Origin of the sequence: Streptomyces nojiriensis (assembly GCF_017639205.1) — a bacterium.
Taxonomy (GTDB): domain Bacteria; phylum Actinomycetota; class Actinomycetes; order Streptomycetales; family Streptomycetaceae; genus Streptomyces; species Streptomyces nojiriensis.
Map to the genome: position 1 here is coordinate 1903951 of NZ_CP071139.1, position 22907 is coordinate 1926857.

General features: G+C 69.1%; 28 protein-coding genes. 25 read left to right on the forward strand and 3 right to left on the reverse strand.

Annotated features, from left to right (window positions below; all coding sequences use genetic code 11):
* The 3 genes from JYK04_RS42375 to JYK04_RS08880 all read left to right on the forward strand — a co-directional run bounded on the left by JYK04_RS42375 (position 1) and on the right by JYK04_RS08880 (position 1544).
* Positions 1 to 603: a DUF6197 family protein gene (locus JYK04_RS42375; protein ID WP_208809269.1), complete on the forward strand. Its 603-nt coding sequence runs from the start codon at positions 1 to 3 to the stop codon at positions 601 to 603.
* Positions 604 to 620: 17 nt separating this feature from the next.
* A complete protein-coding gene (locus tag JYK04_RS08875) occupies positions 621 to 782 on the forward strand; it encodes a hypothetical protein (protein WP_189734663.1) in 162 nt (53 codons plus the stop codon).
* 114 nt (positions 783 to 896) lie between these two features.
* Positions 897 to 1544, forward strand: coding sequence for a hypothetical protein (locus JYK04_RS08880; RefSeq protein WP_189734665.1), 648 nt, complete (start codon positions 897 to 899; stop codon positions 1542 to 1544).
* Between the two features lie 10 nt (positions 1545 to 1554).
* Here JYK04_RS08880 and JYK04_RS08885 read toward each other — a convergent pair whose 3' ends face one another.
* Complete coding sequence (locus tag JYK04_RS08885) at positions 1555 to 2508, reverse strand: HNH endonuclease signature motif containing protein (protein ID WP_189734667.1); 954 nt, start codon at positions 2506 to 2508, stop codon at positions 1555 to 1557.
* A 103-nt stretch (positions 2509 to 2611) separates the two neighbouring features.
* On the opposite strand from JYK04_RS08885, the gene JYK04_RS08890 reads away from it, so the two are divergent.
* From JYK04_RS08890 to JYK04_RS08915, 6 genes are all read left to right on the forward strand, one after another.
* Positions 2612 to 3301, forward strand: a complete 690-nt coding sequence (locus JYK04_RS08890) for a class I SAM-dependent methyltransferase (protein ID WP_189734669.1) — start codon at positions 2612 to 2614, stop codon at positions 3299 to 3301.
* A complete protein-coding gene (locus JYK04_RS08895) occupies positions 3298 to 3930 on the forward strand; it encodes a DNA cytosine methyltransferase (protein WP_189734671.1) in 633 nt (210 codons plus the stop codon). The genes JYK04_RS08890 and JYK04_RS08895 overlap by 4 nt, the downstream gene beginning before the upstream one ends.
* On the forward strand, positions 3927 to 4853 hold the full coding sequence (locus JYK04_RS08900) for a bifunctional DNA primase/polymerase (RefSeq protein ID WP_189734672.1): 927 nt from the start codon (positions 3927 to 3929) through the stop codon (positions 4851 to 4853). Before JYK04_RS08895 ends, JYK04_RS08900 begins: the two co-directional genes overlap by 4 nt.
* 346 nt (positions 4854 to 5199) lie before the next feature.
* Positions 5200 to 6741, forward strand: a complete 1542-nt coding sequence (locus JYK04_RS08905) for a YfjI family protein (RefSeq protein WP_189734674.1) — start codon at positions 5200 to 5202, stop codon at positions 6739 to 6741.
* Positions 6742 to 7086: 345 nt separating this feature from the next.
* Positions 7087 to 7284: an excisionase family DNA-binding protein gene (locus JYK04_RS08910; protein ID WP_189734800.1), complete on the forward strand. Its 198-nt coding sequence runs from the start codon at positions 7087 to 7089 to the stop codon at positions 7282 to 7284.
* 69 nt (positions 7285 to 7353) lie between these two features.
* Positions 7354 to 8544, forward strand: a complete 1191-nt coding sequence (locus tag JYK04_RS08915; RefSeq protein ID WP_189734676.1) for a tyrosine-type recombinase/integrase — start codon at positions 7354 to 7356, stop codon at positions 8542 to 8544.
* Positions 8545 to 8811: 267 nt separating this feature from the next.
* On the opposite strand, the gene JYK04_RS08920 is transcribed toward JYK04_RS08915, so the two are convergent.
* The gene (locus JYK04_RS08920) at positions 8812 to 9039 is read right to left on the reverse strand and encodes a hypothetical protein (protein ID WP_189734633.1); all 228 of its coding nucleotides are present in this window, start codon (positions 9037 to 9039) and stop codon (positions 8812 to 8814) included.
* 419 nt (positions 9040 to 9458) lie between these two features.
* On the opposite strand from JYK04_RS08920, the gene JYK04_RS08925 reads away from it, so the two are divergent.
* From JYK04_RS08925 to JYK04_RS08935, 3 genes are all read left to right on the forward strand, one after another.
* Complete coding sequence (locus JYK04_RS08925; RefSeq protein WP_189734635.1) at positions 9459 to 10292, forward strand: DUF3800 domain-containing protein; 834 nt, start codon at positions 9459 to 9461, stop codon at positions 10290 to 10292.
* A gap of 737 nt (positions 10293 to 11029) precedes the next feature.
* The gene (locus tag JYK04_RS08930) at positions 11030 to 12436 is read left to right on the forward strand and encodes a helix-turn-helix transcriptional regulator (RefSeq protein ID WP_202186052.1); all 1407 of its coding nucleotides are present in this window, start codon (positions 11030 to 11032) and stop codon (positions 12434 to 12436) included.
* Positions 12437 to 12447: 11 nt separating this feature from the next.
* Positions 12448 to 13392, forward strand: a complete 945-nt coding sequence (locus JYK04_RS08935) for an NAD-dependent epimerase/dehydratase family protein (RefSeq protein WP_189734639.1) — start codon at positions 12448 to 12450, stop codon at positions 13390 to 13392.
* Here JYK04_RS08935 and JYK04_RS08940 read toward each other — a convergent pair.
* A complete protein-coding gene (locus JYK04_RS08940; RefSeq protein WP_189734641.1) occupies positions 13389 to 13817 on the reverse strand; it encodes a GntR family transcriptional regulator in 429 nt (142 codons plus the stop codon). The genes JYK04_RS08935 and JYK04_RS08940 overlap by 4 nt on opposite strands.
* A 687-nt stretch (positions 13818 to 14504) precedes the next feature.
* On the opposite strand from JYK04_RS08940, the gene JYK04_RS08945 reads away from it, so the two are divergent.
* The 13 genes from JYK04_RS08945 to JYK04_RS09005 all read left to right on the forward strand — a co-directional run bounded on the left by JYK04_RS08945 (position 14505) and on the right by JYK04_RS09005 (position 22902).
* Positions 14505 to 14774: a DUF6284 family protein gene (locus JYK04_RS08945; protein WP_189734642.1), complete on the forward strand. Its 270-nt coding sequence runs from the start codon at positions 14505 to 14507 to the stop codon at positions 14772 to 14774.
* Positions 14771 to 15049 (forward strand): hypothetical protein, encoded by a 279-nt coding sequence (locus JYK04_RS08950; RefSeq protein WP_189734644.1) that lies wholly within the window; start codon positions 14771 to 14773, stop codon positions 15047 to 15049. The genes JYK04_RS08945 and JYK04_RS08950 overlap by 4 nt, the downstream gene beginning before the upstream one ends.
* Positions 15046 to 16110, forward strand: coding sequence for a hypothetical protein (locus JYK04_RS08955; RefSeq protein WP_189734646.1), 1065 nt, complete (start codon positions 15046 to 15048; stop codon positions 16108 to 16110). The genes JYK04_RS08950 and JYK04_RS08955 overlap by 4 nt, the downstream gene beginning before the upstream one ends.
* Entirely contained in the window at positions 16107 to 16445 is a 339-nt protein-coding gene (locus JYK04_RS08960; protein ID WP_189734648.1) for an RRQRL motif-containing zinc-binding protein, read from the forward strand. The genes JYK04_RS08955 and JYK04_RS08960 overlap by 4 nt, the downstream gene beginning before the upstream one ends.
* 20 nt (positions 16446 to 16465) lie before the next feature.
* Positions 16466 to 16906 carry an NUDIX domain-containing protein gene (locus JYK04_RS08965; protein ID WP_189734650.1) on the forward strand — a complete coding sequence of 147 codons (441 nt, stop codon included), beginning with the start codon at positions 16466 to 16468 and terminating at the stop codon, positions 16904 to 16906.
* Between the two features lie 17 nt (positions 16907 to 16923).
* Complete coding sequence (locus JYK04_RS08970) at positions 16924 to 17559, forward strand: hypothetical protein (RefSeq protein ID WP_189734652.1); 636 nt, start codon at positions 16924 to 16926, stop codon at positions 17557 to 17559.
* Positions 17556 to 17777 (forward strand): hypothetical protein, encoded by a 222-nt coding sequence (locus JYK04_RS08975; protein ID WP_189734654.1) that lies wholly within the window; start codon positions 17556 to 17558, stop codon positions 17775 to 17777. The genes JYK04_RS08970 and JYK04_RS08975 overlap by 4 nt, the downstream gene beginning before the upstream one ends.
* A gap of 685 nt (positions 17778 to 18462) precedes the next feature.
* On the forward strand, positions 18463 to 18933 hold the full coding sequence (locus JYK04_RS08980) for a hypothetical protein (protein WP_189734655.1): 471 nt from the start codon (positions 18463 to 18465) through the stop codon (positions 18931 to 18933).
* 12 nt (positions 18934 to 18945) lie between these two features.
* Positions 18946 to 19338 carry a hypothetical protein gene (locus JYK04_RS08985; protein ID WP_189734657.1) on the forward strand — a complete coding sequence of 131 codons (393 nt, stop codon included), beginning with the start codon at positions 18946 to 18948 and terminating at the stop codon, positions 19336 to 19338.
* A gap of 14 nt (positions 19339 to 19352) precedes the next feature.
* On the forward strand, positions 19353 to 21512 hold the full coding sequence (locus JYK04_RS08990) for an ATP-binding protein (protein ID WP_189734659.1): 2160 nt from the start codon (positions 19353 to 19355) through the stop codon (positions 21510 to 21512).
* A complete protein-coding gene (locus tag JYK04_RS08995; protein ID WP_229875055.1) occupies positions 21509 to 21961 on the forward strand; it encodes a DUF6197 family protein in 453 nt (150 codons plus the stop codon). The genes JYK04_RS08990 and JYK04_RS08995 overlap by 4 nt, the downstream gene beginning before the upstream one ends.
* A gap of 17 nt (positions 21962 to 21978) precedes the next feature.
* The gene (locus JYK04_RS09000) at positions 21979 to 22140 is read left to right on the forward strand and encodes a hypothetical protein (RefSeq protein WP_189734663.1); all 162 of its coding nucleotides are present in this window, start codon (positions 21979 to 21981) and stop codon (positions 22138 to 22140) included.
* Positions 22141 to 22254: 114 nt separating this feature from the next.
* The gene (locus tag JYK04_RS09005; RefSeq protein WP_189734665.1) at positions 22255 to 22902 is read left to right on the forward strand and encodes a hypothetical protein; all 648 of its coding nucleotides are present in this window, start codon (positions 22255 to 22257) and stop codon (positions 22900 to 22902) included.
* Positions 22903 to 22907 lie beyond the last annotated feature (5 nt).

The following is a 22907-nucleotide window of genomic DNA, read 5'->3' on the forward strand; positions in this document are numbered from 1 at the left end:
ATGACCGAGACCATGCCGGAGACGATCCGGTACACCGCCGATGTGGTGTGCATCCGTGGCGGCGACGTGCTTGTGATCGAGCGCGGCTGGCCGCCGCACCAGGGCCGCCTGGCCCTGCCGGGCGGGCACGTAGACGCGGGCGAGACGTCCCGCGAGGCCGCCGCCCGGGAACTGCTGGAGGAGACCTGCGTCCACGTCCCCGCTGACTCGCTGGTGCTGGTCGGTGTGTACGACGCTCCGGAGCGCGATCCGCGCGGCCGGTACGTCACCGTTACCCGCGCCGCGGCGCCGCTGGTGCACCGGCCCGGACCGGTCGAGAAGACCCTTACCGACGCGCTCGCCTTCCTCGACACCCACGGCTGGGCCAAGCACCGGCTCATCCACCCCGAGGGCGCCCGCTGCTCCATCGGCGCCCTGCGGGCCGCTGCCGGAACCCGCAACGCAGCCTATCGGGACGCCGGGAACCTGCTTCTCGCGGAGGCCTGCCGGCAGCACGGCAAGCAGTGGGAGGCCATCCCGGCCTGGAACGACAACCACGCCGGCGCCCAGGTTCGCGGTGTGTGGGAGGCCGCCATCCAGCGCGCACACCACATGAACATCTGACCCGGCTGGAGCCACCCGTGTCGTTCTCGTTCACCGACCCCAAACCGAACAACGAACCCTCGTTCTCCTTCACCGGGCCGAACCCGGAAGAGGTCGAAGAACAACTGCAGGCGATCGCCGACATGGCACACGAAATCCTCCGCCTCATCGCCAAGGTCCGCAGCCAGATCAACAGCTGAACGCCCGTCCAGCAGACACGACGAGGGCGGCCCGTCTCACCAGAGCCCGGGCCGTCCTCACCCATGTCCGGGGCACCACCGGCACTCTCAACACCCGCCACTGAGGAGAGACCCATGAAGTCCACCACGATTCCGTGGTTCGAGACCCTGACCGACAGCGTGTCCGCGCTCGGGGCCGCCGCCCGCGAAGCCCGCACCGCCCACCGCGCCGCACAGGCCGCCGGCGCCCAGTACAACCTCGACCGGCTCCAGTACGCGGACGGCGCCGTCACCGCCCCCGGCCAGTCGTCCACGGTCCCCGACCGCCCGCACGACCGGACCGTGTTCGAGATCCGTGCCTCCCACCTGGCGCACGAGTTCCGCATGGCCGCGCTGTACGACGACGCGGCCGCCGCCTACGCCTACGGCGCCGCCTGGGCCATCCAGCGCGTGCTGGACGGCAGGCAGCCGCCCCTTGTCGCACTCGGCCGCCAGGCCGACGGCCGCATCGCCATCCCCGACGGGCTGTTCCCCGTCCCGCCCGCCTTCCGGGGCCTCGACGGCTGGGACGGACACGCACGGTTCGAGCGGGCCCGAGCAGAACTGGACCGGGTCGGTGACCTGTGGGCCTACGTCCGCGGCCTCGACGAGCCGGACGACATCCCCGACGCCTTCGACCTGCTCGACGTCAACGAGAAGCTCGCAGCCGCCCCCGACGCCGCATTCGCCTTCGGCCAGATCGCGGAGACCGCCCTGCGCCACGCGCTCCTCCTCAAACGCTGAGGGCGGACGGCTACGGGGTGTTGCGGTGGCTGCGCCAGTGGGCGGCAAGCCATACCTCGTGCTCGGGCCGCAACCTGGCCCTGGGGATCTTGCCGTGGAGGTCGGCGTAGGCGGGGTAGGTCAGGAGTTCTTCGTCGACGTCGATCAGGCCGGTGTCGGGATTGACGGCGATCTGGCCGCGGTCGAAGAGGCTGTGGACGTCGTTGCGCAGGAGCAGACCGCCCCAGTCGTGATGCTCGCTCTCCTCGGCAAAGCTGTAGAGGTGGGCCGCCTGGAGGGCGGCGGTGGGGGCGGGGCCGGTGAACGCGCAGACCTGGCCGTGGTCCTTGAGGAGCTGCTTGCGGAAGGCGGGCTGCCCCTGCCGGGTCTTCACGTTCGCCATCCGGTGCCCGCCCGCGATCGGCTTGCGCACCGTGTCCTCATCGGCCTGTGCGTCGTCCATGTCGAGGTCTTCGGCGTCGATGCCTTCGAGGGCCAGGAGGGCGTCGCGGAGCTTCTCCCACCTGGCCGGGCGCATGCTCAGCTGTGAGCGGGGTGAGTCGCACAGGGCCCGCAGCTCCGCGCCGGTCAGCAGGCCGCGGCCGTCCATCCACGTCTCGCCGTGGCGGGAGCGGTAGGTGACGACCGTCTTCGTCTTGCTGCCCGGCTCCTCGAACTGTGCGCCGCACTTGTTGCACAGGCAGGTCGGCTTGAGCTTCTTGCGGCGCTTGAAGTCGGCCTTCTTGCACACCGGACAGAAGTAGAGCGTCTTGACCTCGCTGCCGGTCTCGATCTGGGAGATCACGCCAAGGCCGAGGAGCTGCTTCTTGTCCCACAGGGCGATGACGTCGCCCACCTTCAGATTCGCGTGGTTGGGGACGGTGTCGTCCCAGCTGTAGTGCTGCGACGGGTCGTCGTCGTACCCGTCGTTCCCTCCGTGCTGCCGCTCTTCGCCCACTGCCAGCACCAGCCACGCCGTCGTCAAAGCCCGCCCCCTTCGATCACCGAAAGACCGGGGCAGCCGCCCTCTCGCCAAAGACCGCGGCTGCCCCGCAACCAGCCCAAATGAGAGAACTGGAGATACCAGCATGACCTACCGCACCGACAGCCCGCGAGGATCCGGGCACCGGCCGCTGTTACTGGACGCGTTCTGCTGTCAGGGCGGCGCCGGCACCGGCTACCAGCAGGCCGGATTCGACGTCACCGGCATCGACAAAGACCCCCAGCCCCGCTACCCCCTCACCTTCCGCCAGGCCGAGGCCGTCGCCTTCATCCGCGAGCACGGCGCGGGCTTCGGCTTCATCCACGCCTCCCCGCCCTGCCAGCACGACACCGACTGCCAGCGCATCCAGAACAACGACCACCCCGACCTGATCGCCCCCACCCGCGCCGCCCTGAACGCGACGGGCCGCCCGTGGGTCATGGAGAACGTCCGCGGCGCCGCCCACAAGCTCCGCCAGCCCGTCATGCTGTGCGGGGCGATGTTCGGCCTGCGCACCTACCGCCACCGCTACTTCGAGACCGGCGGCGGCTTCGTCCTCCCTCAGCCCCCGCACCCTGCCCACCTGGTGCCGCAGGCCAAGATGGGCCGCCCTATCCCCGAGGGCTGGTACGGGCAGTTCGTCGGGAACTTCTCCGGCGTCGCCCTGGCCCGCGAGGTCATGGGCGTCCCGTGGATGAACCGCGACGGCATCCGCGAATGCATCCCCCCGGCCTACACCCATCACATCGGCCGCGCCGCCCTCGCCTTCCTCAGCACGCAGGCGGTGGCCGCATGAGCGCCCACGTCCTGCCGCTGCGGCGGCCGAACGGCCTGCGGGTCCTGGACCTGTGCTGCGGAGCAGGCGGCCTGTCCATGGGCTACCACCTCGCCGGATTCGACGTCACCGGCGTCGACAACCGGCCCCAGCCGAACTACCCCTTCACCTTCCACCAGGCCGACGCCCTCACCTTCCCCCTCGACGGCTTCGACCTCATCCACGCCTCCTGGCCCTGCCAGCACTTCGCCCGCGTCACCGCCTGGCGCGGCAACCGCACCCAGCACCCCGACCTCCTGACCCCCGGCCGCGAACGGCTCCAGGCGTCCGGGACCCCATGGGTCATCGAGAACGTCCCCGAAGCACCCCTGCGGCCGGACTACCTGCTGTGCGGGTCGCAGTTCGGCCTCAACGTCCGCCGCCACCGCACCTTCGAAACCTCCTGGGGCGGCGGCGGAGACCTCCTGCCGCCCTGCTGGCACCACAAGAACCTGCTCGCCTTCGAGCACAAGGGCGAACGCGCCTACGCCGACGCCATGGGCTGCACCTGGATGAACAAGACCGAAGCCCGCCAGGCCGTACCCCCCGCCTACACCCACTGGATCGCAACCCAGCACCTCACCCACACCCGGCAGGAGGCAGCCGCATGACCAGCATGCCCGGCATCGGCCTGCCCGGCCTCGAACTCCTCGCCCACGCCATCGACGCCGCCCAGCACGGCTGGCACGTCTTCCCCCTGCGCCCACAGGACAAGCGGCCCGCCGGCCACCCCGAACGCTCCTGCCCCCGCACCGGCCGCTGCGCCGACGGGCACCGCACCCCCGAGATGCGGGCAACAACGGATCACGACCTGATCTCCGCCGCTTGGACCCACGCCCCGTACAACATCGGGATCGCGACCGGCCCGTCCGGGCTGCTCGTCGTCGACCTCGACATGCTCAAGCCGACAGACGAAGAAGGAATGCCTGACGGCGTGACCACCTTTGAGGCGCTCTGCGAGCGCGCCGGACAGGCCGTCCCCACCACCTACCGGGTCCGGACCGCCCGCGGCGGGATGCACCTGTACTTCACCCAGCCCGCCGGGACCCGGCTCGGCAACACCGCCGGACGACTCGGGAAACACATCGACACCCGAGGCTGGGGCGGCTACGTCGTCGCCCCCGGCAGCAGCACCCCCGACGGCGCCTACACCGTGCTGGACAGCATCAGCCCCACCCCACTGCCCGGATGGCTCACCAACGCGCTCACAGCCAGGCCCAAGCCCGTCAGGGACGTCCCCGCACCGCTGACGGTGAAGGGGTCCCGGTATGCGAAAGCAGCCCTGGACAACGAAGTACACAACGTCGCCCATGCCGGAGACGGCACGCGGAACGACACCCTGCTCAGGGCCGCAAGGGCTCTGGGACGGTTCATCGCGTCCGGCGACCTCACCCGCGCGGAGGTAGAGCAGGCTCTTAGAAGCGCAGCGGCGGGCAACGCCACCGAGTCGGAGCGCTACTACAACGACGTCATCGGACGGGGCCTGGACTGGTCCATCGCCAACAACCCCGCCGGCAGCCGGAGCGCGGCATGAACACCCACCTCCCCATCCCCTCTAAGAGCCCTCTCCACCACCGTCCCGCAGAGGACGCCGAACAACCGCCACCACAGCAGGTGGTGGGCGCCCCGAACGGCGTCGCCGAAGGCGTCCCCTCATCTGTTCGCCCTGACCCACACGCCGACGACGGGCGCCGGCCGGTGGCCTGGCTCCACATCGTCGCTCCGCCTTCCTACGGGGCGGCCCCCAGCGTCCGCTCCCGGTGTTCCTGCGGCCGCGATCTCTTCGCGGCAGGGAGGGCACGCGCCTTGGCGCTGATCGCCGACCATGCGCAGCACCGCACAGTTTGCTCCCGCCTCACCCCGCGAAGGGAAGAAGCCGCATGAGTCAGCATGACCCCGAGCTGTGGGCCGGGTTCAATGAGATGACCGCCGAGGACGTCGCCGGTCCGGTGTGGGACGAGCCGGTACCGCTCAACCCGCGCGGACAGCTCCCCACGTTCCCTGTGGACGCCCTGCCCGGCTGGCTCGCTGCCATGACGGCCGGTGTCGCGGAGGAGACGCAGACGCCAGTCGACCTCGCCGGGTGTCTCGCTCTCGCTGTCGTCGGCGCTGCTGCCGGCGGGCGCCTGACCGTGACGGTGCGCGGGCAGTGGAGCGAGCCGGTCAACCTCTACACCGCCGTCGCTCTGCCTCCCGGCAACCGCAAGAGCGCCGTGTTCGGACTCATGACCAAGCCCCTCCTCGCCGCCGAGAAGGCTCTGATCGAGCTCACGGCGCCCCAGCGGGCCGAGGCCGCGGCCTCGGCGCGGATCGCGAAGGCCGCTGCCGAGAAGGCCGAGAAGATCGCGGCGAACGCGGAGGCCGACAAGCTGGCCGATCTGACGGCCCAGGCCGTCTCTTTGTCTGAGGCCGCCGAGCGGGCCGTCGTGCCGGCGGAGCCGCAGCTCGTCGCGGACGACGTCACCGCCGAGAGCCTGACCAGCCTCCTCGCCCAGCAGGACGGACGGATCGCGATCCTGTCCCCCGAGGGCGAGATCTTCGAGATCATCGCCGGACGCTACTCCGGCGTCCCGAACATGGGGATCTTCCTCAAGGGCCACGCCGGCGACATGGCCCGCGTCAACCGCCAGGCCCGCGACGCCCAGTACATCGAGAACCCCGCCATCACCATGGGCCTGGCCGTCCAGCCGGACGTCCTCGATGCCATCGGCCAGATCAAGGGCGCCGACGGGCGCGGCCTGCTCGCCCGGTTCCTGTACTCCAAGCCCGAATCCCTCGTCGGCTACCGCAACCTCACCCCCGAACTCCTCAGCCCCGACACCGCCGACACCTACGCCCAGAACCTCGGGCGTCTCGCCCTGACCCTCGCGGGCTGGACCGAGACCGCCGAGCTCACCCTCACACCCGAGGCCGACGCGGTTCTGCTCGCCTACCAGCGCGTCACGGAATCGCGCCTGCGCAAGGACGGGAGTCTCGCGCCGATCGTGAACTGGGCCAGCAAGCGCGACGGCGCCGTCGCCCGGATCGCCGGGCTCCTCCACCTCGCCGCCCACCCCGAGGACGCCTGGACCCGGCCGATCGCCACCGAGACCATGGCCGCCGCCACCCGCCTCGGGGACTACTTCACCGCCCACGCCCTCGACGTCTTCAACGCCATGAAGGCCGACCCCGCCCAGGGCGCCGCCCACACGGTCCTCACCCACCTGACCGAGACCCGCACCACCGCCTTCACCAAACGCGACCTCTTCCGCGCGATGCCCCGCAGCGAGTTCCCCGCCATGGGCGACCTCGACCCCGCCCTGGAGCTCCTGGAGGAGCACGGCTGGGTCCGCCAGCAGCCCCCGCCGCCCCGCACCACGCGCGGCGGCCGGCCGCCCTCCCCCCGCTACGAGACCCACCCCCGCATCACCCCCGCCGCCTGAAAACCCCCCAACCCACTGACAGAACTGACAGAACCCCCAGACCAGCCCTCTGACCTGCGGAAACGAGCACTTTCGGAGCTCTGACAAAACCTCCGAAAACTCTGACAGAACTCCAGAAACCTCGCCCGCGGGCAAGCCGCCCGCTCTGACAGAACCTAGGTTTTCGAGGTTCTGTCAGAGTTTTTTGAGGTTTTGTCACGCGGCCAGAACCGGCCGAAACCGCAGGTCAGGGGCCGTATGGCGAGGTTCTGTCAGTTCTGTCAGCGATTCCGGCCCTCTGGCAGGGGGCCAGGGTCGCACAGCTGGCAACTCACGGACCGGAAGGAACGTCCTCACGTGGCATTGATGGTCGTACCCGCGAGGCGGATGCACAGCGTGGAGGAAGCAGCGGAACTACTCAACGTAGGCCGCTCCACAGCCTTCGAGGAGATCAGGCTCGGTCGCCTGCGAACCGTCCGCGTCGGCCGACGACGGCTCGTACCCACCGAATACGTCGACGAGTACGTCGAACTCCTCAAACGCGAGGCACAGGCCGCCGCATAGCAGCAACCAACCCATCACGGGGCCGCACCGATGCCGGTGCGGCCCCGTCCACATATCTGAAAGGTCCAGATGGACAACGAGAGCGCGCCCGGCCGGAAGGCCGCCAACGGCGAGGACTCGATCTACTGGGACAAGTCCAAAGAGCGCTACATCGGGGCGGTTTCGCTCGGCTACACCCCCGCGGGCAAGCGCCACCGACCCAAGGTGTCCGGCAAGACGAAGACCGAGGTGCGGCGAAAGCTCCGGGAGCTCCGCAAGGAGCTGGAGCAGGGAGCCAAGGCGCCGGCCCACTACACCGTGAAGCAGGCCGTGGAGACCTGGCTGGCGCAGGGGCTCAAGGGCAGGGCGCCAGCGAGCCTGGAGACCTACCGGTACCTGGCCGAGACACACATCTACCCGTCGCTCGGCGCGGCCAAGGTGCGCGTGCTGGAGGCAGACACGCTGGACGAGTGGCTCGACGAGAAGGCCGAGGTGTTGGCCACCAGTTCGCTGCGGCTGCTGCTCTCGGTCCTGCGGCGGTCCATCACGCATGCGCAGAGGCGCGGCCGGGCAACGCGCAACGTGGCCGAGTTGGTCGTGGTGCCGGAGGGGAGGCCGGGTAGGCCCAGCAAGTCCCTGACCCTGGAGCAGGCAACCGCGTTGCTCAGCGCCATGGAAGGGAAGTGGATCCACGTGTACGTGGTCTTGTCGCTCCTGGTGGGGACGCGGCCGGAGGAGACGCGTCCTCTGACCTGGGCCCACGTCCACACCGTGCCGGACGACGGCAGCAAGCCGCACATCGACGTGTGGCGATCCGTGCGCAGGACCGGGGACACCAAGACGCGGAAGAGCCGTCGGTCCCTGGCCATGCCGAAGCAGGCGGTGGAGGTGCTCGAAGGACATCGGGAGCAGCAACAGGCCAAGTTCAAGGCCGCCGGCAAGCCCTGGACTGAGCAGGGCCTGGTCTTTCCGTCGAGGGAGGGCCAAGGCCGTGTGATGGCCGCCAGCAGCGTGCGCATCAGCCTGCGCTCGCTGCTGAAGGAAGCTGGGTTCAGCAATCCGGGAGAGTGGACGACCCGGGAACTGAGGACGAGTTTCGTGTCCCTGCTCTCCGACCACGGGGTGCCCATCGAAGCGATCGCCCGGCTGGTCGGGCACAGCGGGAGCAACACGACGGAACGCGTGTACCGCAAGCAGATCCGGCCCGTCATCACCGAGGGCGCCGAGGCAATGGACGAGATCTTCGATCGTGTTCACGACGTCGACTCTGAAGCGCCGTAAGACGTGCCAAATACAGCTCGTGGCTCCCGGATTGGCTCCCTCAGGGCGGAAGCGGGTGCGGTGGGCAGCCTCTGAGCTGCGGCTGCCCACCTCGGGCTACCGGTTCAGCTCTTAGAACGTTCTTAAGTCGGGGGAAAGAAGGGGCTGAGGAAGCGGCCTCGCGGAGCCCTTCCACCCCAAGGGTTCCGGCTCCCCACTGTCCACGACAGTCCAGGCAGATCCGCCTTGCGCTGCCTCCGGTGGCTCCCCGATTGGCTCCCCTGGCCCTCACGCATCGGGCCGCTTCCACACCTCGGGACCGCCTCCCTCCCAGGTGATCGGCCCGTCCTCGCTCAGGTCCACGTCCTCCAGGCCGGCGCGACGCAGGAACTCGGCAACGTCCCTCGGCGTGTGCGCACGCCCCAGGTCCACGTCCACGCCGAGCGCATGAACGGTGACCTTCCGACCGCCCTTCGGCGACACTGGATGCACGATGATCTCCGTCTGATCCGACACGCCCCCAGCCTGCCGCGCCAGCGCCGGTCCAGCACCCCGAGCACGCCGTCCGGCCGACGGCGTGTGCGAGGTTCCACACCAATACCCGGCCAGGCGCTCCCCAGGTTCAGTCGGCTCTCAGAGGGCTCTCGTGTGTGAGGCAGAACCTCGCCTGACCTGCGTGAATTGCTCGACACGCGGAAGCAAGAGAGGCGGCACGCAAGAGCGTAAAGTTGACAGCGCCTCGGAGTCGGCTAGGCTAGGCATCAGCTGGTAGGACTGCCAACGCGGTTCCGAGCAGCAGGATGGGACTGCCAACGCGGTGCCCGATTAGCTGCACTGGCTAGTGAATGTAACGAAAAGCGGGTCCTACGGGGCCCGCTTTTTCGTTATCATGAGCTGAATTTTCGTTGGCTGGGGATGGGGGCAAATTGTATCTCTTGTTCGTCGATGAATCCGGCACTCACGGCGGAAGCCACGCTTTTGTTCTAGGCGGCATAGCAATTCATGAGCGCGACGCGAGGAAACTGCACAAGCTACTCGACAACGTCGTCCAAAAGGCCGTAAGAGGTCCCAACCTCAACGCCGAAGAATTTGAGCTGCACGTCTCAGAAATGAAGAATGCTAAGAAGCCTAAGCAGAAGACTTCGAAGCCGCAGAAGGTGAGTAACTGGGCTCTGATTCCACGCCCCGACCGCCTCGCTTTGCTAGAACAGGCGTATGGGATCATCAAGGATTTCCGCCCCACGCAGCCAACCCTCCCGATGGCACTCTTCGGCGTAGCGGTTGATGCAAACTTTCGCAGCGGATGGCGTGCCGCGGAACGTGAGGCGTTTGCCTACGAAGTCCTTCTAAATAAATTCGACGTGATGCTGAAGCGAAATCGCTCAGAGAACGGTGGCGATGATCTCGGGTTGGTCATCCATGACCGCCGCCTTGTGGCTGAACGGGACATTCAGGCATGGACGCGCGAGTGGCGGAGAGCAGCCGGCACTATTGGTCAACTCAGAAATCTTGCAGACGTGCCACTCTTCGCTGATTCGAAGGCAACGCGCCTGATCCAGGTGGCGGACCTCGTCTCTTACGCGATCTGGAGGCACTACTCTCCAGACCCCCCTAAGGAAGACTATATTGAGCATCTCTGGGAGGTTTTCGATAAGAAGGCGGAACAGATGTGCGGTATGGTCCATTACACGCCCTCCTACGGGAGCGGTACCTGTACATGCCGCTCGTGTGGCGGCCGCCTCACGGCAGAAGCAATGAAATTCGCCTAGGTGGTCGGTCGGCTACTCCGCGGCGAACACAGCCTGCCCTGCTGCCATCCCCTCTGCCGTCGACCCACACGGAGTGATAGCAGCCCAGGCTTCTGGGGCCCAGGTGGAGATCTCTGCTGGGCGAACTGAAGCGTCGTCTGCTATGGCTTGCCTGGGGCGACGGCAGGCGGGATAACGCCACCCCACAACGAACCGGTTGGCAGACGCAGGACGGACACCTTGTATCACGGAGTCTGAGCGCCCCCACCAGAGGCATCGATCTGACCGGCAGCCAGCACATCAGAGGAGACTCACCCCATCAGGCCCTTAGCCATGTTGGCGAGCGGGGCGGAGACAGGAGCGTATGCCCGGGGCGATGGGCGCGCGACGCCGTGCCGTGCACGGCGGAAGCGCCCCTTGATGACTTGGAGAAACTCCTGCCAGCGTGGCAGGTAAGGGTCCGGTCTGGCAGCAGGCCGTACAACCGAGTTGCTCAGCAGTGCCGTTAGAGTCGCTGCCTCCCTTGAAGGGATCAGAAGCTGATGACCGTTGCACCGTCCACGCCGTCCCTGTGCACCAGGTGCGGTACAAAGTTGAGCCGCGGAAACACCGACACCGTGTGCAGCCCCTGCCGCCGTGCTGTCGGTCCGAAAACATCGAGCAGGCCCTCGCGCACCGTATCGACCGACGCCGAGCCGCACTGGCTCGCTAGTGACACCGAGCGGAGCGCCCCTCCGGACGGCTCGAACCTGGCCGACGTGCTCAAGGCGTATCGAGCGCTCCACAAGCTCAAGCAGCAAGATCTCGCCGACTTGCTCGGCTACGACCAGTCGTACGTCTCCTTACTCGAACGCGGCAAGCGCAACATTCGGGACATGGTCGAACTTCGCAGGCTTGCCCACGCCTTGGCCTTGCCTGAAGAAGAGCTTGGCCTGCTACCGCCGGCCGAGGCCGTCGTGACGGTCGGGGCGTCTGCTGGCGAAATGGGCGAGCGCAGTCCGCTCGCAGCCGTGGATGACCAGCGGCGATGGCGCATGACACGCCGCGAGCTCAACCGGCACCGGGCCGACCTCACGAAGGCCGCCGCCCGGCTGTACCCGGATGTCTCCCGAGCGGGCAGCAGTCCGGTGCTCACCCGTGAGTCATGGATGTGGCCCGAGCCGGTCGACTTCGCGGACATCGAGCTGGCTTGGCTGACGCAGACCAACCCGCCGGAAGTCAGCGGCCGGGAGAAGGAGTCGGAAGGGGTTCGGCCGCTCGCGCCGCACGGTGCCAAGTTCGATCGCTATACGCAGGCCATCCGGATGATCGACCGACCGTCCCTCTTCGTGAACCGGCCGAGCTTTCGGCTGCTCGATGTGGCCCAGACGGAAGGCCGCCCCAAGCTGTCGTTCGGGTACACGACGTACTTCGACATGGCCGATGTCTGTGAGGGGGTGGCTCACGAGCTGGCGAGTGCGTGGTTGAAGACTGGCAGCGATCCCGCATGGATCGGTGACCCGAGTTGGGCGGAACTCCCGTTCCGATCGCTGGTCGGGGACCCGTTCGATCTCACGCACCGGCCGTTGCTGCCATCCATCGACACCCTGACCATTCGTCTCGGTCCCGATGGCGCGTCGTTCCCACTTCATCACCGGTCCGCAAGCAACGTCGCTCTTGCCGGTGGGACGTACCACGTCATGCCGGCCGGGGTGTTCCAGCCGTCCTCAGTCATGCCCTGGGACCAGTCGAACGACTTCAACCTCTGGCGCAACGTACTGCGCGAGTACGCCGAGGAGTTCCTCGGGGACCCCGAGGCAGACGGGAGCAGCGGCGAGCCGATTGACTACGAGGCCACTGAGCCCTTCCGGACGCTGAATCAAGCCCGCCGCGAGGGCAAGGTGCGTCCCTACTGCTTCGGGATCGGCCTGGACCCGCTCACTCTGGCGGGCGAGATCCTCAGCGTGGTGGTCATCGACGCCGACGTCTACGACTCCGTCTTCGCCGGCATGGTGTCCAGGAACTCAGAAGGCGCCGTCGTGGCTGGTAGCCCTGGCAGCAGTAGCGCCGGAATTGAGTTCACCGAGTCCAACGTCCGGCGCTTGCTGGACAATGAACCTTTGGCGTCCGCTGCCGCGGCGTGCATCGATCTGGCGTGGCGGAACCGCGGACTCATCCTGGGCTGAGAGGCAGATCAGTGCGCGTACTTGTGACCGGAGCCTACGGATTCGTAGGCAACGCGGTTGTACGACGGCTTGTCGAAGCAGGCCACGACACCGTAGTCCTCACGCATCGGCCGGCCGATGCCCCCCTGCCAGAACTGCCGATATCCGAGGTCTTCCGCGGTGACATCCGCGATCCGAACGCTCTGGCCGCAGCTCTCGATGGCGTCCAGGGCGTGTGCCACCTCGCGGCCCTCACCCGCGTTCGCGAGTCTTTCGAGCGTTCGGAGGAGTACCAGGCGGTCAACGCCGGTGGCACGGTGACGCTGCTCGACGCGCTTGCCTCTGCCCGCGCTGGCTCGAAGGTCCCGACGGTCGTCCTCGGCTCCACAGCAGCGATCTACGGGGCACCCGAGCGGCAGCCCATCGGTGAGGACACTGTGCCCGCTCCGAGCAACCCCTACGGCACGTCGAAGCTGGCCGCCGACAGGGCGCTTCAGGCGCGGGCAGAGAAGGGCGAAATCGAGGCTGTGAGTCTGCGGTGCTTCAACATCTCGGGCTCGGTCAACGGAGTGGGAGACGCGGATGAGAGCCGGATCATCCCGAAGGCCGTGGCGGTGGCAGCCGGCCGCTATCCGCACCTCGAAATGAACGGCGACGGTGCGGCGGTCCGGGACTTCGTACATGTCGATGACCTGGCGCGCGCATACGTGTTGGCCTTGGAGGCTCCCGCCTCTGCCTCCTTCCGGGCCTACAACGTCGGCGCGACCCCGGCGAGCATGCGCGAGATCGTGGCTACGGTCGAACGGGTATCGGGTCGGGAAGTGCCCGTTGTGCACCGTCCGCCGCAGCCCGAGCCGCCGCGGCTGGTGGCGGACATCTCCAGGATTACGACTGATCTGGGTTGGAAGCCGGAGTGCTCCAGCTTGGAGCGGCAGGTCACCGACGCCTGGTCGGCTGTCTCCGACAGCAGTCGCTAAGACTTGGCCAAGCGGTCCTTGATGCTTTCCGGCAGGTCGGCGAACGCCTCCCGCCAGCGCTCAAGGGCCGCTTCGCTGTTCGCCGAAGGGGGCTCGGTCTCGCTCATGGCATCGCGTAGGGCTGCTTCGAGTACCGTGCCTGCCTGCAGCAGCGGCAGAGCCCAGTCCGCCACCCCGCGCGAGTGGTCTGAGAGGCGGGGCGGGAACTGCGCGAAGACTCCCTTGCCTTGGTGGCCGACCACGTACCCCTCCGCGCGCAGCAGCGACACCGCGTTCTTCACCACGGTGCTTGAGGCTCCGGAACTTTCGATCAGCTCCTGTGCCGACGGCAGCGCAACGCCGTCAGGGATCTTGCCGCTGCGAATGCGTTCCCGCAGGTCATCAGCCAGCTGAAGGTATGCCGGCTGCCCTCGGAACTCGGTCATCGGGGTCTTCCTTCAGTCGGGGGTGTTGTACCTAGTACACCAGTCTCTTCGCATCCATTCCCTGTGGGGAGGGGCGAGCCACTTGCCAACATGGTGCACTAGGTGCACCATGTTGTTCGTAGGGCAGCGAGCAGTCGGCAGCCCCCATATGACAAGCCGTCATTCGATTCCGGAACACCGTACGGACAGGCTTGTCGCAAGACAGGGCGCCCCGGCAACGGTGGCGCAGTCACCAACGAACCACTCATGAGGGGCCTTCTTTGGGCTGCTCTGAGCTGCGCAAATGCACCGCACACAACTCCACAGCGTGATCCACCGCAGCAACACGGCCGTGACCGCACCGGCCGATGCGAGTGGAGACCAGCCGACTGAGAACGGGCCCGCGTCACAACCGGTCCCCACGCCCCGAAGGGGTGGCACGCCATCGGCTCTAAAGATCCGCACGGCCAGACATTTGGCTGCCATGACCCCCGGGGACTCGGACCGCCCCCGGATCGAGCGGCGCCGTGCGAAGCCCAGTCCGACTACTCACCAACGACCACGGTCGCCGGCGCCCGGCCATGCACCCCAGGCGTCGGCGGCCGTGGCTGTTCGTGGATCTGCGCAGCCACTTCAAAGGCGTGCGGCCCCGGTGCTGGAACACCGGGGCCGCTTCGAGCCGTCCACCTGCTAGGGAGAACACGACTCATGAAACACATCGTCGCACGTCACGACGCTGTTACCCCGTGGTCCGACGACCTGGAGCCGTCGGACGCTGAGCTGAACGTGATCGAGTGGGAGATGCCGCTGATCCTGGCGGAGGTCGACCTGCTCGACGCGCAGATCATGGTCTTGGACCGGCCGGTCACGGTGCTGGATGAGCGTCGGATCCGCCGGGCCCGCCGCAGGGTGCTGGCCGTCCGGCGGTCGCTGACCAACCAGGCCGCCGCGGCGAGCGTGCCGGGCGGTGCCGCATGAACGAGCGCACCGAGAGGGCCGCCGTCGCGGATCTGCTGTCCGCGATCGTCGCGGCGCTGGACGTGCCGCTGCCGGCGCTCGCCGAGGCCGATGAGCGCGCCTACCACCGGATTCTGCAGCGCCGCGCGAGTGACGTGCGGATCGTGCTTCGCGTGATGCTCCGCCATCGGGGCGACGGCGACCTGTGGGAGAGCGCGAGCGAGATCCGGCACCGGACCGCCGAGGAGCCCGTCTCGTACACCCCGTTCGTCTTCAAGGACGGGAGCACCTCATGACCGGCCACGACGCACCCGCTTCCCGCAGGCCTTTGTCGAGGGCCCAGAAGGTGGTTCTGGCCTCGGCATTCGTGCCGATGCTGGCTACCGGTGTCGCGGGCGGTGCGGGCACGTTCAGCAACATCAGCCACGCCTACGGGGCCGGTACGGCTCTGGGTGCGGTGGCGGCCGGTGAGGGCGCCACCGCCGTTCTGGCGCTGGTTCTGCTCGGCCTCACGATGCTGGGGCAGTCCGCTCCGGGGGTGGTCCGGCTGGGCCTGTGGGTCCTGCCGGCCGCGGCCGCGGTCATGGCCGCGACCGCCGCCCCGGACCCGGGGCGGACCGTCATCTACGCCGTGACCCCGATGGGCATGTGCGTCTCCGCCGAGGGCATGGCCTTCCTGGCCCGCCGGATCGTCGTCCACACCGACGGCCGCGACGCCGAGGCCGAAGCCAGGGCCGCCGCCGTGGTGCAGCAGCTGGCATATCACCGGGCGGTCGCGGCGAACCACCCCGACGCCAAGGTGCAGGCCCGGTCGGAGCGCACGTCGTGGAAGCTCGCCCGGAAGGTCGGGACCGGTGACCTGTCGCTGGGGTCCCGGCTCCTGGACGTGCAGCGCGAGCGGATCACCGACGGCGCGGACGCAGCCCTGGCCGGCATGTTCTCCCTCCCCGTCACACCCGCCGTCACACCGGATGCCACCGCCATCCCGATCGAGGGGGTGGAGCAGGTGGAGCTGGAGCGCGTCACACCGGGCCGTGACGCCGAAGACACGCAGGTCACCGGCCGTGTTGCGGAGCTGGTTCCGGGGAGCGTCACGGACGAGTCGCACCCGGGCGTCACGCCCGTGACGCTGGACGAGGTCGCGGCCGTCGCGGGGGTCCCGGTCCCGCACCCCACCGAGACGCTCACCGACGAGCAGCTCCTGGTGGTGCTGCGGCACCTCCGGTACTCCACCGACCCGCCGATGTCCTACCGGCAGGCCGCCACCGCATTCCGCGACGCCGGATTCGTCGGCGGCGAGAAGCGCGTACGCACCGCCTGGGGCGCCCTGATGTCCCAGGAAGAGAACGCCACATGAGCACCCTGCCCGTCTACCGGTGGCGTCTGGCCCCCGACGGGCTGGCCACCCGCCGGCAGCTCCGCTCCCTGGGGCTGCGGCCGGGCGGCCAGGACGTCGTCGCACAGCTGGAGCGGCCCCGCCGACGGCGCGGGCCGCTGGTCGCCTACCTGTACCGGATCGACCGGGCCCGGCCCGTCCGGCCGATGACCGCCCGGCGGGCCGCGGCCCTGGCGAAGGCGAACGCGGCCCGCCGCTGGTGCCCGGCCTGCTGCCGCGATGCCGGGTACGTGATCCCGGCCTCGCTCGGCATGTGCACCCCGTGCGCCTACCCCGAAGCACAGCACCCCGCCTGACCTCCCGAGGAGACATCCCCATGACCGAGACCATGCCGGAGACGATCCGGTACACCGCCGATGTGGTGTGCATCCGTGGCGGCGACGTGCTTGTGATCGAGCGCGGCTGGCCGCCGCACCAGGGCCGCCTGGCCCTGCCGGGCGGGCACGTAGACGCGGGCGAGACGTCCCGCGAGGCCGCCGCCCGGGAACTGCTGGAGGAGACCTGCGTCCACGTCCCCGCTGACTCGCTGGTGCTGGTCGGTGTGTACGACGCTCCGGAGCGCGATCCGCGCGGCCGGTACGTCACCGCCGCCTACGCCGCCACCGTCCCCGACGACACCACCGCCACCGCGGGCGATGACGCTGCCGCGGTGCGGTGGGTGCCGCTGGACGCACCGGGCTCCCTCGCCTTCGACCACGGCGAGATCGTCCGCGCCGCGTGGCGCCGGCACCTCGCGGCCAACCACCCCACCTGCTGACCGTGAAGAGGCCCCTCATGTCAGGAATCGACTGGGACGAGGAGTTCACCCGCCTGAACCCCGCGCCCCCGGAGAAGCCCAGTACCTCGTCCAAGTTCTCCGCCACGATCGGCAAGGTCGGCGGGGTCCGCCGTAACACGGCTGCTCTCGCCGTGTGCGGCACGATCGCTGTCCTCGCGGTGTGCGGAACGGTCGTTGCCGTCACCGGCATGCAGGGCGAGCAGGCCGCCCAGGACCGTGCCAGGGCCAGGGAGCAGGCCGCGAACGCCCTGGTCGAGGTGGAGGCCGACAAGCAGCGGGCGCAGACCGAGGAAGCCGCGGCCAAGGCCCTCTACGAGCGGGAGATGGCCGTCTACCTGGAGTGCATGAAGATCCGGGCGGCCGCCGTCGCCAAGGCCGCCTCCTACGAGGTCTCGAAGATCCCGCCCTGCGCCGCCCCGACCCTCGGCGGAGGTGTGGCCGCCAAGAAGCAGGACGAGGCCACCGGGGCAGACAGCGCCCTCACCTCCAGCCCCTGGCTGTGGGTCGCCCTCGTCGGCGGCGCTGGTCTCGTCGCCTACAAGAAGCTCTCGGCATCCACCGCTGCCGGTTCCGGTTCCGGTGCGGTCGCCGCCGCGAACGACAAGGGATTCACCTTCGAGAAGGGTGCATGAGAATGACGCTCCAGTTCTTCGCCCTGGCCCTGTTCTGCTGGGCCCTGTTCTTCACCTTCAAGAAGACGAAGGGAAAGCAGATGGCGATCTGCATCATGCTGATCGTCTCTGGGATCTTCCTCCCCTACACGCCGTTCAGTGACGAGATCCGCAGCACCCTCGCCTCGGTCTTCAACACGGCGAACGACACCGTCGGCACCATCGGCTCGTCACGCTAGGCCACCACCCGCCCTGGTTACCGGTTACCGGTTACAACCTGCAGGAGCCGGTTCGGCCCGCCCTGAGGGGTCCGAACCGGCGTCCACAGGGCCTGTAACCGGTAACCCGTAACTCCTCTCAACTACGTAGTGTCATGGAAGGGGGCTCGTGGAGCTGCTCATCCTCCTCGCCGTCAGCTACCTGATTGGCGTCGACAATACGCACGGCAAATACGAGCAGGCGGGAATCAAGAAACCCCCGCCGAAACCGAAAGAGAAGTGGTCTCCGACTCGGGCGCCGGACACCTTCCGGAACGCCTCCTACAACGCGGCCGCGAAAACACATTACGGGCTTCTCGCGGGTGCCCACTGGGCCGGGGGCCTGCGTGACGGGTGGCGTTCCGCCTACCTGAAGAAGCCGGGCACGGTGCGTTCCGGTTCACCCTCCGGGACACCTCCGCCGAAGCCCAGCTCGACCTCAGGGGACAGCGTCCCGCCGAAGCCCACCAGGCCTCCGAGCGCCCCGCCGCCCGAGGCAGCCGCACCCCCCGAGAGCCCGCCTCCGAAACCCCCCACACCCCCCATGCCGCCGACTGCTCCACCGGATCCGCCCGCACCGGTGCCGGCCCCGACGGTCCCGCCGCCCGGCACCGTCCCTCCGCCCCCGAAGGTCACGCTTCCCGAACAGATCAGGAAGGACCCTGCGATGCAGCCCGATCCGCCCGTTCCGCACACCGCGACCGTCGACGACAAGGGCGTCCACGTCACCACGACCGCCGGGAAGAACCGCACCTACAGCGGCGGTGAGGTCATCACCCTCACCCAGGTCATCGACCTCGCCGAGGGCGCCGCCGCCCTGTGCCAGTCCAGCTCCGAGGCCTGCCTGGAGCTGGTGGACGAGTCCGCGCAGCTCGCCGCGGACTGTGAGGCGCTGATCGCCGAGATCACCGAGAAGGGCGTCGGCTCGAACCTCATCGGCGCGTGCGAGCACCTGCAGGAGCAGCTCGGCCTGCAGGCCGCTGCCGCCAGGAAGCTCCACGACCAGATCCAGGGCGGCGAGGAAGCCTGCCGGACCGCGTCCGTGAACGCGGAGGTCCGGCACGGCCAGATCTTCCGGGCGGTGGCGGACTCCCCCCTGACCCGGCCCGCCGAACGCGACTTCTACAACCACCGATAGGAGAGGCCCGCCATGTCTGTCCTCGAATCCCTCATTGACGCCGTGACCTACGCGGCCCTGCGCACCAAGCTCGCCTGGCTCACGCACAAGGTCCACGCCCACGCCGAGACCGTCAACCGGCTCGCCGCCGAGGTCGACGACACGGCCGAACAGATGCAGGACGCCTCCGAAACGATGAAGGCGCTCGCCGTCGACACGGCCACCGTCGCCGAGTTCGCGGACGCGGCCCTGACCATGACGGGCGCCAGGGAAGCCGCGGGCGCCTACACCGCCGCCGCGGACAGCGCGTCCGCAGCGGCCGACGCCGCGAAGTCGACCACCGAGAACGACCACGGGGGCATCGCCGACGCGGTGGACACCTCCCCGGTCGAGATGGCCGAAGCCGCCTTCTACACCCAGCAGTAGGAAGGACAGGACCCGTGGGGCCGACCCGAGCACAGTTCATCCAGTACGCGCCCGCCGCTCTCGCGCTGGCATCTGCCACGGTCGGCCCCTGGTCCGCCATCGCCGCCGCAGCGGCCGGAGCGGGGGCGTGGGCCGTGGGCGCCTCCGCCCCCGTCCTGCGCTCCCTGATCGCGTGCGGGAGCACGGCCACCGGCTGCGGCATCGCCGCCCACCAGCTCCTCGCCTCCGGCATGGACCCGCTGTTCGCCCTCGGCCTCGCCGTCCCGGCCGGCGCGGCCGTCCTGGCCCACCGCCGCAACACCGCCGGCGAACTCCCCGCCCTGCCCGCTACTACCACCTCGGGGGAGTCCTCGCAGGCGCAGGTGATCACGGCGTGGTGGACGGAGTTCATCTGCGGCCCGACCCAGACCGAGGGCCGCAAGCTCATCCAGCCCGGCGCCACGCTCGCGCACCTCACCCTCGACACCGGCGACGACCACGTGTCCTTCACCGGGATCATCACCCTGCCCCAGGGACAGCAGGTCCGCGTGAAGGCCGCCGACATCGCCGCCGTCTACCAGATCCCCGTCTCCCAGGTGGAGATGGGCGACCCCAAGCACTACGCCCCCAACGCCCTGCCGGTCACCGTGCACCTGAAGAAGCCGTCGGTGGCGCCCGCGATCGCGGCCGGTGTCCCGTCGACGCCTGAGGAGCTGTGGGCCGCGCACGTGGCCGTGCCAGATGGCGCGATCCCCGGCACCACCCTGACCCTCACCCGCTACACGGGGCCGCTGGACTGGGAGGGCATCGCCACCCGCGACCGCAAGGCGATCGGAACGGTCAACCTGGACGACCTCGCCGCGAACCTTGCACTCTCCAGCATCCAGATCGCCCTGGCCCGCACGGACAAGCCCTCGCAGGTGGGGGTGCGCGTGATGAAGGAGCACGCGCTGATGCACGGCACCATGCTCTCCACGGTCGTGGACGAACTGGCCATGGACTCCCGCGGCTACGTCCGCCTCGGCACCTACATCGACAGCCAGGCCGCCCTCGTCCCGCTCGCCCAGCCCGGATCCGGCGCCCGCCACCTCTACCTCGTCGGCGGCTCCCGCTCCGGAAAGTCCGGGGTCCTGGAACAGATCCTGCTCTCCGCCCACCGCTCGCGCATCGCGGTGATCCTGGCCTCCCCACAGGCCGGCACCATCGCAGGAGCACGCCTGGCCGCCCACTGCGGCGACGGGCTGGACGAGGCGATGGGCGCCCTCCGGCTCGCCTACGCACTGATGCTGGACCGCGAAGCCCGCTACCGCACCCCGTCCTTCCCCTTCACCGACCCGCTCGTCCTGACCGTCATCGACGAAGCCCACATGCTGCTGTCGGTCGCCTCCCCGTACCACGCCGAGGCCAAAGCGATCGTCGAGCAGCTCACCCGCCGGTCCCTCAAGCGTGGGATCGGCGTCGTCCTGGCCACCCAGACCCCCCTGGCCGAAGACCTCGGCAACTCCACGGTCATCCGCTCCCAGCTCCTGATCGGCGGCGGCGCGGTGTTCCTGCGCTGCGCCAAAGGGCAGGGCTCCCTCGTCGGGGCGAACGCGGTCCAGGGCGCGGAGGGCATCGACCTGTCGATGATCCCCGACTCCTGGCCCGGCCAGGCCCAAAGGGTCGCCGACCGGGACATGAGCGGCCTGGACACCACGGCCGCCGCCAACCCCGAGGACGGCACCTTCGGCCTCGGCTACCTCCTCACCCCCGGCTCCCAGGCCGTCCAGTTCCGCTCCCTGCACCTGGACATCCCGCCCACCGTCCTCACCGGAGGCCTGCCTCCGGTCACCGTGGAGGACTGCGAGGCCGGGCGCCTGCGGGAGGCAATCACGAGCACGCCGATGGTCGACCAGCGCGGCAAGAACCTCGTCGGCAGCCTCACCGACCTCCTCGCCAAAGCCCGACAGGGCGCTGCCGCAGTGCCGCAGCAGCAGGCCCAGAGCAACCCCGCCGCCCCTGCGGCTACTCCGGACGGACAGGAGCTGATCAAGCCGCGAATCCTCGAACTCCTACGACAGGAATCCATCCCCATGACCGCCGAGACCATCGCCCGAAAGCTCGGCACCACCGCAAAGAACATCAAGCCCCGCCTCTCGGAGCTGAAGAAGCGGGACGAGATCACCAACGAGAACGGACTGTGGAGGGCAGCATGACCACCCGCACCCAACCCGGCTTCACCCCCGTCGACGAGGACCTGTACACGCAGGCGTTCCAGCTCCTCGACCCCACCCCGGAACCCACCATCCCGGCCGTACCCGCACCGGTATCCGTTACCCGCGCCGCGGCGCCGCTGGTGCACCGGCCCGGACCGGTCGAGAAGACCCTTACCGACGCGCTCGCCTTCCTCGACACCCACGGCTGGGCCAAGCACCGGCTCATCCACCCCGAGGGCGCCCGCTGCTCCATCGGCGCCCTGCGGGCCGCTGCCGGAACCCGCAACGCAGCCTATCGGGACGCCGGGAACCTGCTTCTCGCGGAGGCCTGCCGGCAGCACGGCAAGCAGTGGGAGGCCATCCCGGCCTGGAACGACAACCACGCCGGCGCCCAGGTTCGCGGTGTGTGGGAGGCCGCCATCCAGCGCGCACACCACATGAACATCTGACCCGGCTGGAGCCACCCGTGTCGTTCTCGTTCACCGACCCCAAACCGAACAACGAACCCTCGTTCTCCTTCACCGGGCCGAACCCGGAAGAGGTCGAAGAACAACTGCAGGCGATCGCCGACATGGCACACGAAATCCTCCGCCTCATCGCCAAGGTCCGCAGCCAGATCAACAGCTGAACGCCCGTCCAGCAGACACGACGAGGGCGGCCCGTCTCACCAGAGCCCGGGCCGTCCTCACCCATGTCCGGGGCACCACCGGCACTCTCAACACCCGCCACTGAGGAGAGACCCATGAAGTCCACCACGATTCCGTGGTTCGAGACCCTGACCGACAGCGTGTCCGCGCTCGGGGCCGCCGCCCGCGAAGCCCGCACCGCCCACCGCGCCGCACAGGCCGCCGGCGCCCAGTACAACCTCGACCGGCTCCAGTACGCGGACGGCGCCGTCACCGCCCCCGGCCAGTCGTCCACGGTCCCCGACCGCCCGCACGACCGGACCGTGTTCGAGATCCGTGCCTCCCACCTGGCGCACGAGTTCCGCATGGCCGCGCTGTACGACGACGCGGCCGCCGCCTACGCCTACGGCGCCGCCTGGGCCATCCAGCGCGTGCTGGACGGCAGGCAGCCGCCCCTTGTCGCACTCGGCCGCCAGGCCGACGGCCGCATCGCCATCCCCGACGGGCTGTTCCCCGTCCCGCCCGCCTTCCGGGGCCTCGACGGCTGGGACGGACACGCACGGTTCGAGCGGGCCCGAGCAGAACTGGACCGGGTCGGTGACCTGTGGGCCTACGTCCGCGGCCTCGACGAGCCGGACGACATCCCCGACGCCTTCGACCTGCTCGACGTCAACGAGAAGCTCGCAGCCGCCCCCGACGCCGCATTCGCCTTCGGCCAGATCGCGGAGACCGCCCTGCGCCACGCGCTCCTCCTCAAACGCTGAGGGCG